At 43.6% G+C, this 16,554-nt stretch carries 11 protein-coding genes; 10 read left to right on the forward strand and 1 reads right to left on the reverse strand.

Going from position 1 to position 16,554, the window contains the following annotated elements; all coding sequences use genetic code 11:
* Positions 1-179: 179 nt before the first annotated feature.
* Both panP and N483_RS16105 read left to right on the forward strand, forming a co-directional pair.
* Positions 180-1,808, forward strand: coding sequence for a pyridoxal-dependent aspartate 1-decarboxylase PanP (panP, locus tag N483_RS16100; RefSeq protein ID WP_023399786.1), 1,629 nt, complete (start codon positions 180-182; stop codon positions 1,806-1,808).
* 329 nt (positions 1,809-2,137) lie between these two features.
* Positions 2,138-3,223, forward strand: a complete 1,086-nt coding sequence (locus N483_RS16105) for a sensor domain-containing diguanylate cyclase (protein WP_231105466.1) — start codon at positions 2,138-2,140, stop codon at positions 3,221-3,223.
* Positions 3,224-3,228: 5 nt separating this feature from the next.
* Here N483_RS16105 and N483_RS16110 read toward each other — a convergent pair whose 3' ends face one another.
* Positions 3,229-6,648 carry a PAS-domain containing protein gene (locus N483_RS16110; protein WP_023399788.1) on the reverse strand — a complete coding sequence of 1,140 codons (3,420 nt, stop codon included), beginning with the start codon at positions 6,646-6,648 and terminating at the stop codon, positions 3,229-3,231.
* A gap of 401 nt (positions 6,649-7,049) precedes the next feature.
* Here N483_RS16110 and N483_RS16115 point away from each other — a divergent pair, with 401 nt between their 5' ends.
* The 8 genes from N483_RS16115 to phoB all read left to right on the forward strand — a co-directional run bounded on the left by N483_RS16115 (position 7,050) and on the right by phoB (position 16,510).
* Positions 7,050-7,313, forward strand: a complete 264-nt coding sequence (locus N483_RS16115; protein ID WP_023399789.1) for a DUF4212 domain-containing protein — start codon at positions 7,050-7,052, stop codon at positions 7,311-7,313.
* Positions 7,314-7,324: 11 nt separating this feature from the next.
* Complete coding sequence (locus tag N483_RS16120; RefSeq protein WP_023399790.1) at positions 7,325-9,049, forward strand: sodium:solute symporter family protein; 1,725 nt, start codon at positions 7,325-7,327, stop codon at positions 9,047-9,049.
* 61 nt (positions 9,050-9,110) lie between these two features.
* The gene (locus N483_RS16125; RefSeq protein ID WP_023399791.1) at positions 9,111-10,964 is read left to right on the forward strand and encodes a DUF294 nucleotidyltransferase-like domain-containing protein; all 1,854 of its coding nucleotides are present in this window, start codon (positions 9,111-9,113) and stop codon (positions 10,962-10,964) included.
* A gap of 4 nt (positions 10,965-10,968) precedes the next feature.
* Entirely contained in the window at positions 10,969-11,589 is a 621-nt protein-coding gene (locus N483_RS16130) for a 3'-5' exonuclease (protein ID WP_036976477.1), read from the forward strand.
* 159 nt (positions 11,590-11,748) lie between these two features.
* Positions 11,749-12,762 (forward strand): erythrose-4-phosphate dehydrogenase, encoded by a 1,014-nt coding sequence (gene epd / locus N483_RS16135; protein ID WP_023399793.1) that lies wholly within the window; start codon positions 11,749-11,751, stop codon positions 12,760-12,762.
* Between the two features lie 30 nt (positions 12,763-12,792).
* On the forward strand, positions 12,793-13,971 hold the full coding sequence (locus N483_RS16140; protein ID WP_023399794.1) for a phosphoglycerate kinase: 1,179 nt from the start codon (positions 12,793-12,795) through the stop codon (positions 13,969-13,971).
* A gap of 148 nt (positions 13,972-14,119) precedes the next feature.
* Positions 14,120-15,184, forward strand: a complete 1,065-nt coding sequence (gene fba / locus N483_RS16145) for a class II fructose-bisphosphate aldolase (protein ID WP_023399795.1) — start codon at positions 14,120-14,122, stop codon at positions 15,182-15,184.
* A gap of 636 nt (positions 15,185-15,820) precedes the next feature.
* Positions 15,821-16,510: a phosphate regulon transcriptional regulator PhoB gene (gene phoB, locus N483_RS16150; protein WP_023399796.1), complete on the forward strand. Its 690-nt coding sequence runs from the start codon at positions 15,821-15,823 to the stop codon at positions 16,508-16,510.
* The last annotated feature ends 44 nt before the right edge of the window (positions 16,511-16,554 follow it).

Consider the following 16,554-nt stretch of genomic DNA (forward strand, 5'->3'; position numbering starts at 1 on the left):
CCTCTGTTTATGAAGAAAATAGCAACCGAGTTTATTTTTTTGCTCTGCATTTGCAGACTTTCCTACAACTTTAAAGTAGAGTTAGTCATTTCGTAATAAATTAGTAAGGTGGATGTGTCTGTCAGTCGCTATGTTAGCGCTTGAACTAATCTACTCTTTATTTGTGATTGGGAATAACAATGGGTCCAAAGCGTTGTGCAGTCGCTTCTGAAGAAAGCTTGATGCGAATCTTTACCGTACCGGAAGCCCCTGGCTCTACACTCAGTAAAATTGAACAAGAGATCTCTCATAATCTAGCGGGTTTTTTGAACGAAAATATTGCTGCGGTTGAAAAGCCTCTGCATGAGATAGAGAAAGACTTTCAGTCTGCGGCTATCCCAGAAGAACCGACTTTTGTGTCAGATTATGCTCAAGATATCATGGAGCAGTTGGTTGCACATTCGGTTCATACAGCGTCGCCTAGCTTTATTGGTCATATGACCTCTGCCTTGCCTCACTTTTTGCTACCACTTTCTAAGTTGATGGTAGGTCTTAACCAAAATTTGGTAAAAATTGAGACCTCAAAAGCATTTACACCATTAGAGCGTCAAGTTTTAGGCATGATGCACCACCTGACGTACGGCCAAGATGAAGGGTTTTATCAACAGTGGATGCACAGTGCGAAAAATGCGCTTGGGGCGTTTTGCTCAGGTGGGACGATAGCCAATATTACGGCCTTATGGATCGCACGTAACCGCTTGTTGAAACCTGATGGCGATTTTAAAGGGATCTCCTCGCAAGGCATGTTTGCGGCAATGATGCATTATGGTTACAAAGGCTTAGCTGTACTTGTGTCAGAGCGCGGGCATTATTCATTGGGTAAAGCCGCCGACGTGTTGGGTATTGGTCGAGAAAACTTCATTGCTGTACGCACCAATTACGACAACAAAGTGGATATGGTCGCAATGCGTGAAAAAGCCCGAGAGCTTGAAGCGCAAGGGATCAAAGTCATGGCGATAGTTGGGGTTGCGGGTACAACTGAAACGGGCAGCATTGATCCGTTAAATGAGATGGCTGCGCTCTGTGAAGAGCTAAATTGTCATTTTCATGTGGATGCTGCATGGGGTGGTGCAACACTGCTGTCAAATACATATCGCCACCTTTTGTCTGGTATTGAAAAAGCAGATTCAGTGACCATTGATGCACACAAACAAATGTACGTACCAATGGGCGCAGGCATTGTTTTATTTAAAGATCCAACGGCAACTGACGTAATCGAACATCATGCCGAATACATTTTGCGAAAAGGCTCCAAAGATTTGGGTAGCCATACTCTTGAAGGTAGTCGCCCGGGTATGGCGATGCTGGTACATGCGTGTCTTCAAGTGATTGGTCGCAAAGGTTATGAAATGCTGATTGATCACAGCATTGAAAAGGCACATTATTTTGCCAATCTAATTTCAGAGCAAGATGACTTTGAGCTGATCTCTCAGCCTGAGTTGTGCTTGCTAACTTATCGCTACGTACCTAAAGAGATTAAACAAGCACTGCAAGGTGCTGATGAACAAGAAAAACTCGACATTTATGCAGCCTTAAACCGCCTAACCGCCAGTATGCAAAAACGCCAGCGGGAGACCGGCCGTTCATTTGTATCAAGAACACGTTTGACACCACCACAATATGGTAATCAGCCAACAGTTGTGTTCCGTGTTGTACTGGCTAACCCTCTGACGTCTTATCAAATGCTTGCTGATATATTAGAAGAACAAAGGGAGATGGCGAAGGACGATCCCATCTTTAAGAAATATCTAAGTAAATACATCGCATAATAAAAGGAGCTAACAAGCTCCTTTTATTTTGGCGTAAATTAGATACGTGGCGGCCTCTTAAGGGCTTTAATTAGGGTTTTTACCTATAGTGGGTGCAACTAAAATAATTTATCTCTCGACAAGTTCCTTTTATGGGATAAATTGAGTGCTTTTTTATCTTATAGGCGTATTATTAATGTAACAAGTAGCCGATGGTTTTGCCTTAACGCGTTATACCTAGTTGAGCTGTAGACCTAGAATAGTTGAGAAAATGAAGGCTACAAGCTAGAACAAGTGATCAGCAACTGAGGTCACACTGTGTATTAACTAGATGTATTTGGGTGAAAGCATTGGCTGTAGATGTGAAAGAGAATGATGGAAGTGTGTCGAATAATCGGCACAATGAACTAACACATGTCACACAGAGACTCAGAAGAGTTTTGTCGAAAGAGGTTGACGTATCTGTCGGCCATCAGCAATTTTTATCAGACATAATTTTAGAAGCAAAGGCATTGCTGAACGTAAGCCGTGTATCGGTGTGGCTATTTGATGATGTGTCTAATCCGAAAAAGTTGATCAACTTTGCCAATACGGATTGGGAAGGTGTGATCACGGGACCTTTGCCTGAACTGACAGTATTAGATTACCCCAATTATTTTCGCGCGATTGTGAATGGCGAGACCATTTCTGCATGCGATGCAATAACAGATCCTAGAACAAAAGAGTTCACGGAGGGTTATTTAATTCCGCAACAAATTTGTGCACTGCTGGACACGGCCATTTTTCAAAATGGCTTGGCCATCGGTGTGGTGTGTTGTGAAGGGCGCTTTGAGCCTCGAGATTGGTTGCAATGGGAAGTTGTGGCAGCGGAGTTGATCGCGGATTGTTGTAGTCGACGACTGTTAGTTCACGAGCTGTGGCAAATGCAGCAGCGCTTAACGGAAATGGCATTTCAGGATGTCCTTACCGGACTAAAAAACCGACGCTATCTGATGGATTATGCGAGAAGTGAAATGAGCCGCCATCAGCGCTCAGATAGACCATTAAGCCTTTTGATGATTGATTTAGACAGGTTTAAATTGATTAATGATGAATATGGTCATGATGGTGGAGATGAAGTACTTAAACAATTTGCTAATTGTTGCAATGCACTGGTTCGCACTGAAGATTGCGTGTGTAGACTGGGTGGTGAAGAGTTCATTATTTTATTGCCCGAAACTGAAGTCGCCAAGGCAATGAATGTTGCGCAACGTTTGCGAGAAGAAGCCGCGGGATTGAAGGTGCAATATGAAGGCAAGGAGATCCGCTTTACAGTGAGCATAGGCGTTGCTGATGTCAATTTACACATGCCATTTAGCCAATCACTAAAAGCGGCAGATCAAGCTGTTTATCAAGCCAAGGCTGCCGGCCGGGATCAAATAAAACTGGCGCTATAGCTTAATCATTGGGAATGATTAAGCAGGGCCTTGAGTTTAGCTGGTTTCAATGGCTTTGTTAGATAATGGATTTGCTGTGCTTTTACTTGAGTTTTAAGCGCTTGATCTCGCACAGCAGTGATGAGCACGGCAGGAATATCATGTTGCCAAACCTCTCTGAGTGTTTTTATTAAAGTGACACCGTCACAGTGCGATCCGAGCTGGTAGTCAATTAACAGTATGTCTGGTGCTTTATTATTTTTCGCGTAGTCCAGAGCTTCGTCAACCTGAGAAAATAATGTGTGTTGCAGTTGCCATTTAACCAGCAGGCTGGACATGGCTGCTAGGTTATTTGGATCATCATCTACGGCCATCACCGTTAGCTTTCGTTTATTGTCACTGTGTCCAACTGCATCAACGGTTTGTACTTGTTGTTGCTCACCAAGGGGGACTTCAATGAAGAAGCGACTGCCTTTAGTCAGCTTAGAATGCATTGTGAGAGGAATACTCATTAAATCACACAAGCGTTTTACGACCCCAAGACCCAAACCAACACCGCGATTGTCACCTGCCTCAATACGGTAAAAGTCATTAAATATCTTTTCTTGTTCGTAGGGGGAAATACCCGGGCCGGTATCCCAAACTTCAATACGCAAGCTATGGCCGCGTTTTCTACAAGCGATCAATACCGCGCCTAAGTCAGTATACTTCACTGCATTAGAAACTAAGTTTTGAATGACACGACGTAAGTAGGTGATATCACCGTGTACAACGTGGTTGATATTACGCACTTTGAGTGTCAGTCCTTTGTCTTGGCAGATCAGGGCATATTCGTTTGCAAGTGGATTAAGGATGTCACTCAAATTAAAGTGTTTGGGTGTTGGTTGCATCGCACCTTGTTCGAGTTTGGCAATATCAAGGAGCGATGACATGAGATGTACAGTAGAGTCTAAGCTGTCTCCAAGCTTGCTCAAATTGCTTTGCTCTGTTTCGGGAAGCTGTTGTTCGTTGATGGCTCCAAGGTATAGTCGTGCGGCATTGAGTGGTTGCAAGATATCGTGACTTGCAAGGGCTAAAAAGCGCGTTTTACTATCATTGGCGCGTTCAGCTTCTTTTTTGGCGGCAACTAAGTCTTGCTCTATTTTTTCTCGTGTGGCTATCTGTGCTTTCAAGTCTTGGTTTATGGCGCGTATCTCCAGCATTCTAGCCTCGATGCGATTTTCCAAGTCCATGTTAATTTCTTCAAGCGCATTTTGTGTTGCCATGTGCATGGTAATGTCCGAAAAGCTGGTAACAAACCCGCCTCCCGGTAAGGGGTTACCTGTCATTTCAAAAACCTGCCCATTTTCCCTGTGGCGAATATAGTGGTGAGGAGTCCCATTTCTCAAGTGTTGAACGCGTTTTTCAACCAGCTTTTCAAGTGCGCCAGGACCACATTCACCTCGCTGGGCGTTATAGCGAATTATTTCTTCAATGTCTTGACCAACTTGGAGGTAACCCTGTGGGTATTCAAACATTTCATTGTAGCGCTTGTTCCAAGCAACCAATTTGAGGTCCCGATCGACAACGGATATACCATGGCTGAGATTCTCCAAAGAGGTAAACAGTAAATTTTGATTAAACTGCAAAGCTTGTGTGGTTTCGTCGAAAAAGGTGACAACTTCTTCGAATGCCATTTGTTTTCCGGAAGAAACTGCATGGATCAGGGCCTGAGCTGAAGATGCACCAAGTACCCCTGTCAAAGCGCGTTCACAAAAACTTATAAAATCAGGGGTTGGCGATGCATTGTTTTCATCTATGTCTTCATTGAGTGCATAGTGCCCAAGCAGTTGTTGGCTCCTTTGAATACCCAAAAATGTCTGTAGTAACACTTTAAAGTCATAGACCGTTGCTTTGACTTCTTTGTTTAGCTTTTTGGCCAGTGCCGCTTGTTCTTTAGGTCTGACAAATGCGGTCGCTTGTAGTTTATCAATCAGTCGTTCATGGGCTCCTAGAGAAAAGCTAATGTAGCAGCTGATGTTTGCCAGCAAAGCGAGTAAGGTACCTCTGGTGACAATTGTCTGTTGAGTTTGATAATCGAGTAACTCAGGTGACGATACGATGGGCAATAACATAAACAACGCCCAACAGATAAGTCCGGCAAGCAAGCCTGCGTAGACGCCATAAGCATGACCCTTGCGCCAGTATAAACCGCCGACAATGGCAGGAAGTAATTGAGTAACCAGAGAGAAAGCAACCAAGCCCATACTCGCCAGCGCCGCACCATGACCGATCCATTGCTGATAAAGATAAGCGAGCAATAAGATAGCGCCAATAATAAAGCGTCTGACCAATAAGATCTGGGATTTGTAGTTATTGGTTAATAAACTCTTTTTAAAGCGTCTTTTTAGGAGTAAGGGTAAGACAATATCGTTAGATAGCATGGTACTGAGTGTCAAAGTCGCAACAATTATCATGGCGGTGGCTGCGGAAAGCCCGCCTATGAAGACAAATGTCGACATAACAGGGTAGTCAAAGCTCAGTGGCAGACCTAAGACAAAGCTATCAGCCGCAATATTCTGCCCTATCTGTGGATGAATCGCCGCGCTGGCAATGGGAATGATCATCAGGGCTATCAGCAGTAAATATAAAGGGAAAGCCCACCTCGCGGTATTGAGATGGTTACTATTTTGGTTGTCGACCACTGTGACGTGAAATTGTCTGGGCAGGCAAATAATTGCTGCGCCAGCCATGAGTGTTTGACCGATAAAATTGAAATCCGCAAAATTAAAGGTTTGCCAATGATGCCAAATTGATTGGGTCTGGGTTTGCATAAGTAATGCTTGCAATGAAATGTACGCCACTGCAACGAGGGCCAAGAGTTTAACCAAAGATTCAAATGCGATGGCTAACATCAACCCAGAGCGATATTCCGTGACATCGACCTTTCTAGCACCGAAAAATATGGCGAATAGTGCCATCATTAAGGTGCCGATGAGTGCTAAAGTTGCACCAGATACATCGTCATTTTGACGCAGAAGTTCAAAGCTATTTGCAAGCGCTTTTAACTGCAAAGCAATATAGGGAATAGTTGCTAGCAGTGCGATAAGCGTGACCATAACTGCGGTCATTTGCCGCTTGCCATAGCGCGCACTGATAAAATCTGAGATTGTCGTTATATTTTGTTTTTTACTTACCAATATCATTTTACGTAAAAAGCCATGGCCGAATATAAACAGCAGCATGGGTCCAAGTAAAATTGGGAAGAAGTGCCAACTACTGGCTGCGGCAGTGCCAACTGAACCATAGTAGGTCCAAGAGGTGCAGTAGATCCCTAAAGCTAGCGCATAAACAAAGGGGTGATGGCTTATCTTTTGTGCCAACGGCGTATGTTTATCTCCCCAATTGGCGAGCCAAAAGAGCAGGCCAATATAACTTAAAGCGACCAGAATAAGCGCAGCTGTCATCGTAAGTCCTAGTTGATGTTATTGATAATATTATTAAATTCGATGAACGGTTTGAGGGGTAATCTTATCTGGCTTAGCTGGAATAAGCCAGAGTGCCCTTGCTGGAAATATAATACGTCGCTTCAGTCTTAAAGCGCATACTTTATTGTGCTAATTAGACTAATGTCTTATACCGTACGAATTGTTAATTATTCTGAATGCTCAGAAATACAAATTTATCTAACCGTCTGATTATTAAGACTATTAATTTTGTTCAAGTTGCTTTAATTCGCAGTTTACGTAAACGTCAAAATGTGTTTACGACTAAGGTCTCAATTCAATCGTGACAAGCCGTTGCTAAAGTCAAAGGGTCAATTCATACCAACGCATTCATACAGTTTGCGTTAAACGGGGAGTTAATCATGGCCTTTAAAAGTGAAGAACAAGCAAAAGCATATTGGTCAGAAAATCTAGCCTTGATGTTTAAGCTATTAGCAGTTTGGTTTGTGGTGTCATTTGGGTGTGGCATCTTGTTTGTAGACGTATTAAATGAAGTACGTTTTTTTGGGTTTAAGTTGGGCTTTTGGTTTTCACAACAAGGCGCAATTTATACATTTGTTGCTTTGATTTTTGTCTACGTATCGAAAATGGGTGCGCTTGATAAAAAATACGGCGTAGATGAGTAAGGAGCAACATAATGGATGTTCAAACGTTTACATTTTTAATTGTTGGGCTGAGTTTTGCCCTTTATATCGGTATCGCTATTTGGGCTCGAGCAGGATCAACCAATGAGTTCTACGTTGCTGGCGGCGGCGTACCACCGTTAGCCAATGGCATGGCGACGGCTGCCGATTGGATGAGTGCGGCATCGTTTATTTCAATGGCGGGTATCATTTCCTTTGCAGGGTATGATGGTGGTGTATACCTGATGGGGTGGACTGGAGGCTACGTACTACTCGCATTGTGTCTGGCACCTTATTTACGCAAGTTCGGCAAATTCACTGTGCCTGATTTTATTGGCGATAGATATTATTCGCAGGTTGCGCGTGTGGTCGCTATTTTATGTGCCATCTTTATCTGCTTTACCTATATTGCCGGGCAAATGCGTGGCGTAGGTGTCGTATTCTCGCGCTTTTTAGAAGTCGATATTGAAACGGGTGTGTATATTGGCATGGTGATTGTTTTCTTCTATGCCGTTTTAGGTGGTATGAAAGGGATCACCTATACACAGGTTGCGCAATATTGTGTGTTAGTTTTTGCCTATCTAGTGCCTGCAATTTTTATCTCTATGATGATGACAGGGCATTTGCTACCCCAAACAGGGTTTGGTGCGACATTAGCTGACGGCTCAAATACTTACTTACTCGATAAACTCGACGGACTCAGTACAGAGCTCGGCTTCGCGCAGTATACCGAGGGCTCGAAGAGCATGATTGATGTGTTTGCAATCACCGCAGCCCTGATGGTCGGTACTGCTGGTTTACCGCACGTAATTGTGCGCTTTTTTACTGTACCTAAAGTAAAAGACACGCGTATTTCAGCTGCATGGACTTTGGTGTTTATAGCGATTGTTTATACCACAGCACCAGCGGTTGCATCGTTTGCTCGAGTGAACATGATCGACACCATTAATGGTAAAGATGGCAGTGGTACAGCGTATGCTGAAGCGCCACAGTGGGTTAAAAATTGGGAAAGAACAGGCCTTATCACATTCAATGATAAAAATGGCGACGGCAAGATGTTCTATTCAGCTGGCAAAATCGATGATCCAGCCAGTGCCAACGAAGTAAAAATTGACCGCGATATTATGGTACTTGCCAACCCTGAAATTGCCGATTTGCCAGCTTGGGTTATTGCACTCGTTGCCGCTGGTGGTATCGCTGCGGCACTGTCAACGACGGCGGGATTATTATTGGTTATTTCGACGTCTGTGTCTCATGATTTGCTCAAACGCACACTTAAACCGGATATCAGCGATAAACAAGAATTAATGGCCGCACGGCTCGCTGCAATGGTGGCAATTGGGATCTCAGCTTACTTTGGCATAAATCCGCCTGGGTTTGTCGCCTCGGTGGTCGCGTTTGCCTTTGGCTTAGCTGCGGCGAGTTTCTTCCCTGCAATTATCATGGGGATCTTCTCGAAACGCATGAATAAGGAAGGTGCAATTGCCGGTATGATTTCAGGTATAGGCTTCACGGCGGCGTACATTATTTACTTTAAGTTTGTTAGCCCAGAGCTGAACGCGCCGGCAAATTGGTTATTTGGTATTTCACCGGAGGGGATAGGTATCATAGGTATGCTGGTTAACTTTGGTGTTGCGGCTGTTGTTATGAAGCTTACAGCAGAGACGCCAGAAGAAGTAAAACGCATGGTCGATGGGATCCGTAATCCTAAAGGTTCAAGTGCGGCGCACGCACACTAAAAGTAATGAGGAAAAACTAGCCCAGCAGTTTGCTGGGCTAGTGTCTTTTTAGGGAGCAAAAATGACACATTCTCAGAGTGTTTCGCCTGTAGTTGATGTTTTGGACTTTGTGACAAAGCAATTGCCCTTCAGTGAACTGCCCCCTTCATGTGCACATTTTTATGTAAATCACGCCAAGGTGGTTTATATCACGTCACTGAATCAGTCAGAGTTACTGGCATCCACAGACAAATATTTATACCTAATTCGCTCTGGTGTGTTTGATTTAGTCAATACCGTAGGTGAGGTGGTAACTCGGTTGGGGGAAGGGGACTACTTTGGCTATCCATCACTGTTAACTGGAGAAGAGATAAAAAACCACCTGGAGGTGCAAACCAGTGGATTGGTCTTTTTGTTACCACAACAAGACTTTGACTTTTTGCGAAGAGAATACCAAAAGTTTGAACAACATTTTGTTCGAGCGCACAAAAAGCGCTTATTATCAAGCCACTATCAAGAGCGTGGACGGGCTTGGCCTGAACATAAGGTATCTGCTTTGATGGGGAAATCGGCTGTGACCATTGAGCCCCATGCGCGCATAGTCGATGCAGCTAAATTAATGCAAAAAGCAGGTGTGTCATCGGTGATAGTCACTGAAAAAGGCGAGCTGTCTGGAATTATAACCGATCGCGACTTGCGCAATCGAGTTTTGGCAGCCGAACTTGCTCCGAGCGCCAGTGTTGCGCAAATCATGACTCCAAACCCCAAGTTTATTTTTGAGAATAATCGCGCGTTCTCTGCGCTACATTTGATGCTCAAGCACAATATTCATCACCTCCCTGTACTCAATGAAGAACGCGTGCCGTTGGGTATGGTGACCAGCACGGATCTGCTGCGACAACAAAAACATGATCCTGTGCAATTGATTGGGCAAATTTACAAAGCCCACAGTCATCAGGAAGTGATCCGTTTAGCGATGGAAATCCCAGCATTGTTACGCGGCTTTTCCAATACCGTTGAAGATATCTCATTTATTGGGACTTTGCTCAGCGGTTTAACGGATGCGTTGATGAGTCGTTTGACAGAGTTATTCATTCAACAAGCAGGTGAACCGCCATGTAGTTTTTGCTGGATCTGCTTTGGCTCACAAGCGCGAGAAGAGCAGACATTACACTCAGATCAGGACAATGGATTGGTTTTTTCCAATGCCATTTTGGACCATCAACGAGACTACTTTGCGCGTTTGGGGGCATACGTGTCTGGGCATCTTATCAGTTGTGGCATCAAAGCCTGCCCAGGTGGCATTATGGCGAGCAATGCTCAGTGTCGAGGAACGGTTGACGAGTGGGTATTGCGCTATGAGCAGTGGGTACATACACCAACGCCTCAAGCCATGTTAAACAGTAAAATATTTTTTGATAGGCGTTTTATTTATGGTGAACAAGCGTTGTATCAAAGTCTTAATACGGGGCTGAGGGCATTGCAACAACAAGAACTATTTTTTGCCGCTATGGCAACGGATATCAGCACCAATAGTGTGCCTATCGGCTTGTTTATGCAGTTTAAATTGGAGCAAGATAAACACAAGCACCGATATTTGGATTTAAAAATAAGGGGCGTAGCAATTGTGAACGATCTAGTGCGTCTCTACGCGCTCAAGTGTGGCATTAACAAAGCCAACACTCAAATGCGCTTGGCTGCACTAAAAGATTTTGGCGTGCTCAGTAAAGAGGACATATACAATTTACAAGACTGCTGGCGATTTTTAACTCAGTTGCGTTTTAAAATTCAAATAGAGGCCCCTGATTTACCTCCAAATTGCATTAACCCTGAACACTTAAGTTCACTTGAACGCCATCAACTAAAAGAAGCATTTCATTTGATAAAGCAAGCTCAGCAGGCGTGTGTATTTAAGTTTGCTCGTGGAAGTTTATAGCGCAATGAAATGGCGACTACCTCAGCTTTTTCAGCGCACTGAAAGTGCGTTGTGGCTAAATAGTGAACTTTTAGTTGTGGACTTAGAGTTAACCGGGCTTGACCCCAACTCACATGAAATCGTATCGATTGCTTGGGTGTTGATCAAAAATGGCCGGATCGAACTTCAGCAGGTGCAACATAAATTAAACAGTGATGTAAAGCAGCTTGCCCAAAGCCCTGTGTATCATGGTATAGGTGAGCATCAGTTAGCACAAAGCGGCGAGCGTCTTGAACAGATTATCAGAGCTTTGGGGGCGGAGTTGGCGTCCAAGTCACTGGTGTGTCACAACGCATCCCTTGATTGGGGATTTTTACAGAAATATATGAATCAATATGGTGTGAATGTAACGCCGGTACATATCATTGATACACTGAAAATTGAAAAAAATAAGCTGTTGCGTAGTCAAACATATTTGGCTCAAGATCAGCTGACTTTAGCAGCATGCAGACGTCGCTATGGTCTACCGACTTATCAAAACCACAATGCACTCAGTGACGCGCTCGCGACAGCTGAACTGTTGTTGGCACAAGTGAGTCATTTAGATAGGCAAGGGGTAATAAAACTGCGCAATTTGGTATGTTGAGTAAGTAGCCCACATCGGTTTTTTGGCAATTTACCTCATATAAAGAAAAATTTTTGCTTATCACTTACACATTTGTTCAAGGTCGATTACAATAGCGCCATCTTTACAAAGGAGTCTTGGTCACTTCTTTTTGCATTTAAAAAATGGGTCTTCTAGTTAATGACAATCAAACTGGCAATCAATGGTTTTGGTCGCATAGGTCGCAATATTGTCCGAGCCCTCTTTGAGTCTGGGCGCCACAACGAATTTCAAATCGTCGCTATTAATGAGTTGGCAGATCCGGAAGGGATCGCACATTTAATGAAATATGACACATCACATGGTCGTTTTTCTTTTCCCGTAACTCTTAATAAGCCCTATCTAGAAGTTGCCGAACAACAAATTCAAATTTTTAACGAGCAAGACCCGAGTCATTTACCCTGGCATGCATTAGATATTGACGTTGTGTTGGAGTGCACTGGCGTGTATCACTCGAGGCAACATGCAGAAGCACACTTGGCCGCAGGGGCAAAAAAAGTTCTATTTTCGCACCCAGCAGATGCCGATGTAGATGAGACAATTGTCTACGGTATTAACGAAGATAATTTACGCGCTGCGCATACAATTGTGTCAAATGGTTCATGTACAACGAACTGTATTGTTCCTGTCATTAAAGTATTAGATGATGCTTTTGGTATTGAGTCTGGTGCGATTACCACTATTCATGCGTCGATGCATGACCAGCAAGTGATTGACGCATATCATAAAGATTTGCGAAGAACGCGCGCAGCAAGCCAGTCTATTATACCTGTTGATACCAAGCTAGCGCGTGGTATTGAGCGAATATTACCTAAATTTCATGGTCGCTTTGAAGCAATCGCTGTCAGAGTACCTACAATTAATGTGACTGCAATGGACTTAAGTGTGTCGTTGCAAAGCGATGTCACATTGGAACAAGTTAATCAAGTATTGGAACAAGCTGCCTCTGGCAGGCTACATGGAATCCTAGATTACACCGAAGAGCCTTTGGTTTCGGTTGATTTTAATCATGATCCACACTCCAGTATTATTGATGGCACCCAGACCCGAGTGAGCCATAAACGCTTGGTGAAGGTGTTAGTTTGGTGTGATAACGAGTGGGGTTTCGCAAACCGCATGCTCGACACCGCAATGGCAATGATCAAAGCCTCTTAATTTTAGTATCGTTCTTTTAAGGAGATGTCCATGTCAGTCATCAAGATGGCGGATTTAGATTTAAACGGCAAACGCGTGCTTATTCGTGAAGATTTGAACGTGCCAGTGAAAGACGGAAAAGTAACGTCTGACGCACGTATCAGAGCATCGTTGCCAACCATTAAATTGGCACTGGAAAAAGGCGCCAAAGTAATGGTTATGTCTCATCTAGGTCGCCCAACGGAAGGGGAATACGATGCTCAGTATTCACTTCAGCCAGTTGTTGATTATCTAAATGAAGTACTTGAACAAAACGTCAGATTAGTCACAGATTACCTAGATGGTGTTGAAGTTGCTGATAACGAAGTGGTTGTTTTTGAAAATGTACGCTTTAATAAAGGTGAAAAGAAAAACGACGAAGCACTTTCTAAGCAGTTAGCTGCACTGTGTGATATTTATGTAATGGATGCGTTTGGTACAGCTCACCGCGCGCAAGCGTCAACGCATGGTGTTGGCTTATTCGCCGATGTAGCATGTGCAGGACCATTACTGGCTGCGGAGCTTGATGCTCTTGGTAAAGCGCTTGATAACCCTGCTCGCCCATTAGTGGCAATTGTAGGTGGCTCAAAAGTGTCAACTAAACTAACTGTATTAGATTCACTTTCAACGGTTGTCGATCAACTTGTTACTGGTGGTGGTATTGCAAATACATTTATCGCGGCGTCAGGTAGCCCTGTAGGCAAATCTTTGTATGAAGAAGAGTTAATTCCTGAAGCGCAAAAGCTAAGTGCTGCAGCTGAAGCGAACGATGGCGCAATTCCAGTGCCAACCGATGTTGTTGTTGGTAAGGAATTCTCTGAAACAGCCGTTGCAGTGATCAAAGATGCGTCTGAAGTTGAAAGCGATGACATGATTTTCGACATTGGTCCAAATACAGCAATTGAGCTGGCGAAAATTATTGAGCAAGCTGGCACTGTGGTTTGGAATGGCCCAGTTGGTGTCTTTGAATTTGATCAATTTGGTAATGGTACAGAAGCCATTGCACATGCGATTGCTAAGTCAAAAGCATTTTCAATTGCTGGTGGCGGTGACACGTTAGCAGCGATTGATAAATATGGTGTTGGCGATGAAATATCGTATATCTCAACTGGCGGTGGTGCTTTCTTAGAGTTTTTAGAAGGCAAAAAATTACCAGCGGTTGATATGCTAGAGCAAAGAGCAAAAGCATAAAAATTTGTGGGGGCCTTTGGCCTCCAGCTATTAATTTAAACACTCTCTCACTCTTTGTTTAGGTTAATAGAGGTTGTGATCCAACCAAACTAAATCTACCCCGTTCAAATAGATAGCCAAGAGCTATCAAAAATTGGAGAAAAGCAATATGGCTTTAATCAGTATGCGTCAACTTCTCGATCATGCGGCTGAGAATGGATACGGCGTTCCTGCCTTTAATGTGAATAACCAAGAGCAAATGCGCGCAATTATGGAAGCGGCTGACAAAACAAACAGCCCAGTAATTGTACAAGGTTCTGCGGGTGCAAGAGCCTATGCTGGTGCACCATTTATTCGCCATATGATTTTAGCTGCTGTTGAAGAGTGGCCACATATCCCTGTTGTTATGCACCAAGATCACGGTACATCTCCGGCGGTTTGTCAACGCTCGATTCAATTAGGTTTTTCATCAGTGATGATGGATGGTTCATTACTTGATGATGGTAAAACACCGTCAACGTATGAGTACAATGTTGATGTAACACGCCGCACAGTTGAAATGGCCCATGCCTGTGGTGTATCTGTTGAAGGTGAGCTAGGTGTTTTAGGCTCGCTTGAAACTGGCGAAGCGGGTGAAGAAGATGGTATCGGTGCTGTTGGTAAATTGACGCAAGATCAGCTTCTTACAGACCCAGAAGAAGCGGCTGATTTCGTCAAGAAAACGGGTGTTGACGCATTAGCTATCGCTTGTGGCACGTCACACGGTGCATACAAATTTACTCGTCCACCTACGGGCGATATCCTTGCAATCAACCGAATCAAAGAGATCCACGCACGTATTCCGGATACACACTTAGTAATGCACGGCTCTTCATCTGTACCTCAAGAGTGGCTTGCTGTGATTAATGAGTTTGGCGGTGAAATCCCAGAAACTTACGGTGTGCCAGTAGAGCAGATCGTTGAAGGGATCAAACACGGTGTTCGTAAAGTAAATATCGACACGGATCTACGTTTGGCTGCAACTGGTGCTATTCGTCGCCACTTAGCACACAATCCTGCTAACTTTGATCCTCGTAAATACCTAGCGGAAGCGACTAAAGCGATGACAGAGATCTGTATTGCACGTTACGAAGCGTTTGGTACAGCTGGTCAAGCATCTAAGATCAAGCCAATTTCACTAGATGACATGCATGTGAAATACCTATCTGGTGAGCTTGCTCCAAAAGTAAAATAAGATACTAATTTTAAATAACTAAGCCCCAATAGGGGCTTTTTTTATGGGTGTTTGTTTTACGCCGGTGGTCACACTGAGTGTACTTTGGTGCTAGACGGTCAGTGATAATTGATAGATCTCTTGTTGGGATCAGTTTTCTACCAAGTTGCGCAATGTCGGATCACAAGTTTACCAACATCAGTGTTTAGGGATCAGATTTTTACTAGCAAGTTCGTGTTGTGATCGTAATTTAGTGGGTGCTTTGATCAGAATGTGAGATATGTGGACCAAAAGATCAATGACTTACATGTAGTTTATAGGGGAACGTGCGATCATAGTAGGTATAATAGTGATCCCAAAATGATCCTCTAAGTAAGATAGTGATCTCGTGTGCTGTCACTTAGAAAAATAATGATCCGTGCTGGATTACATGATCTTAATAATTTTTTAATTGAAACCAAGATCGCAAATAAACCTGTTTATTCGATGCTAAATCACGCTATTTGCTGATAAATTAGGAACAAATGAGTTCTAACTCATTGAAACTGTGTTCTAGAGAAATGAATTAAGGTTATATTATCGGGTAACCTTTCATAAAACTGTCATACTTAGTCATAATAATGAAACCGACTTCGGTAACGTAAGAGATAAATGGGAATGTCACGTAGAGTACTAGTAGTTGATGACGAAGCACCAATAAGAGAAATGTTGGTGTTTGTGTTAGAACAGAATGGCTTTCAAGCAATTGAAGCTGAAGACTATGATTCAGCGATTGCAGCCATGGTAGAGCCATACCCAGATATGGTGCTCCTGGATTGGATGTTACCTGGTGGTAGCGGTATCCAAATTGCGAAAAAGTTTAAGCAAAGTGAGTATACTCGTCAGATCCCTATCATCATGCTAACAGCGCGTGGTGAAGAGGAAGACAAGGTTAAAGGATTAGAAGTAGGTGCAGATGACTACGTGACTAAGCCTTTTTCACCAAAAGAGCTCATGGCAAGAATAAAAGCAGTGATGCGTCGAGTGTCGCCAACTTCTTTAGAAGAAGCGATAGAAGTTCACGGCTTAAGGCTTGATCCTATTTCGCATCGTGTTACGTCTGCGGGGAATGAACTTGAAATGGGGCCAACCGAGTTTAGGTTGCTACATTTCTTTATGACTCACCCAGAGCGTGTATATAGCCGTGAACAACTGCTTGACCACGTATGGGGCACGAACGTGTATGTTGAGGACCGTACGGTAGACGTACATATTCGACGCCTAAGAAAAGCGATTGCACCTCTTGGACATGACAGGCTAGTGCAAACTGTGCGTGGCGCAGGCTATCGTTTTTCTAGTAAAGTATAAAGCATTAATAAGTGCGCTGTGGTAGCGTTATCCTAGCGCTTAAT

It is taken from the genome of Pseudoalteromonas luteoviolacea NCIMB 1944 (genome assembly GCF_001625565.1).
Classification (GTDB): Bacteria; Pseudomonadota; Gammaproteobacteria; order Enterobacterales; family Alteromonadaceae; genus Pseudoalteromonas; species Pseudoalteromonas luteoviolacea_F.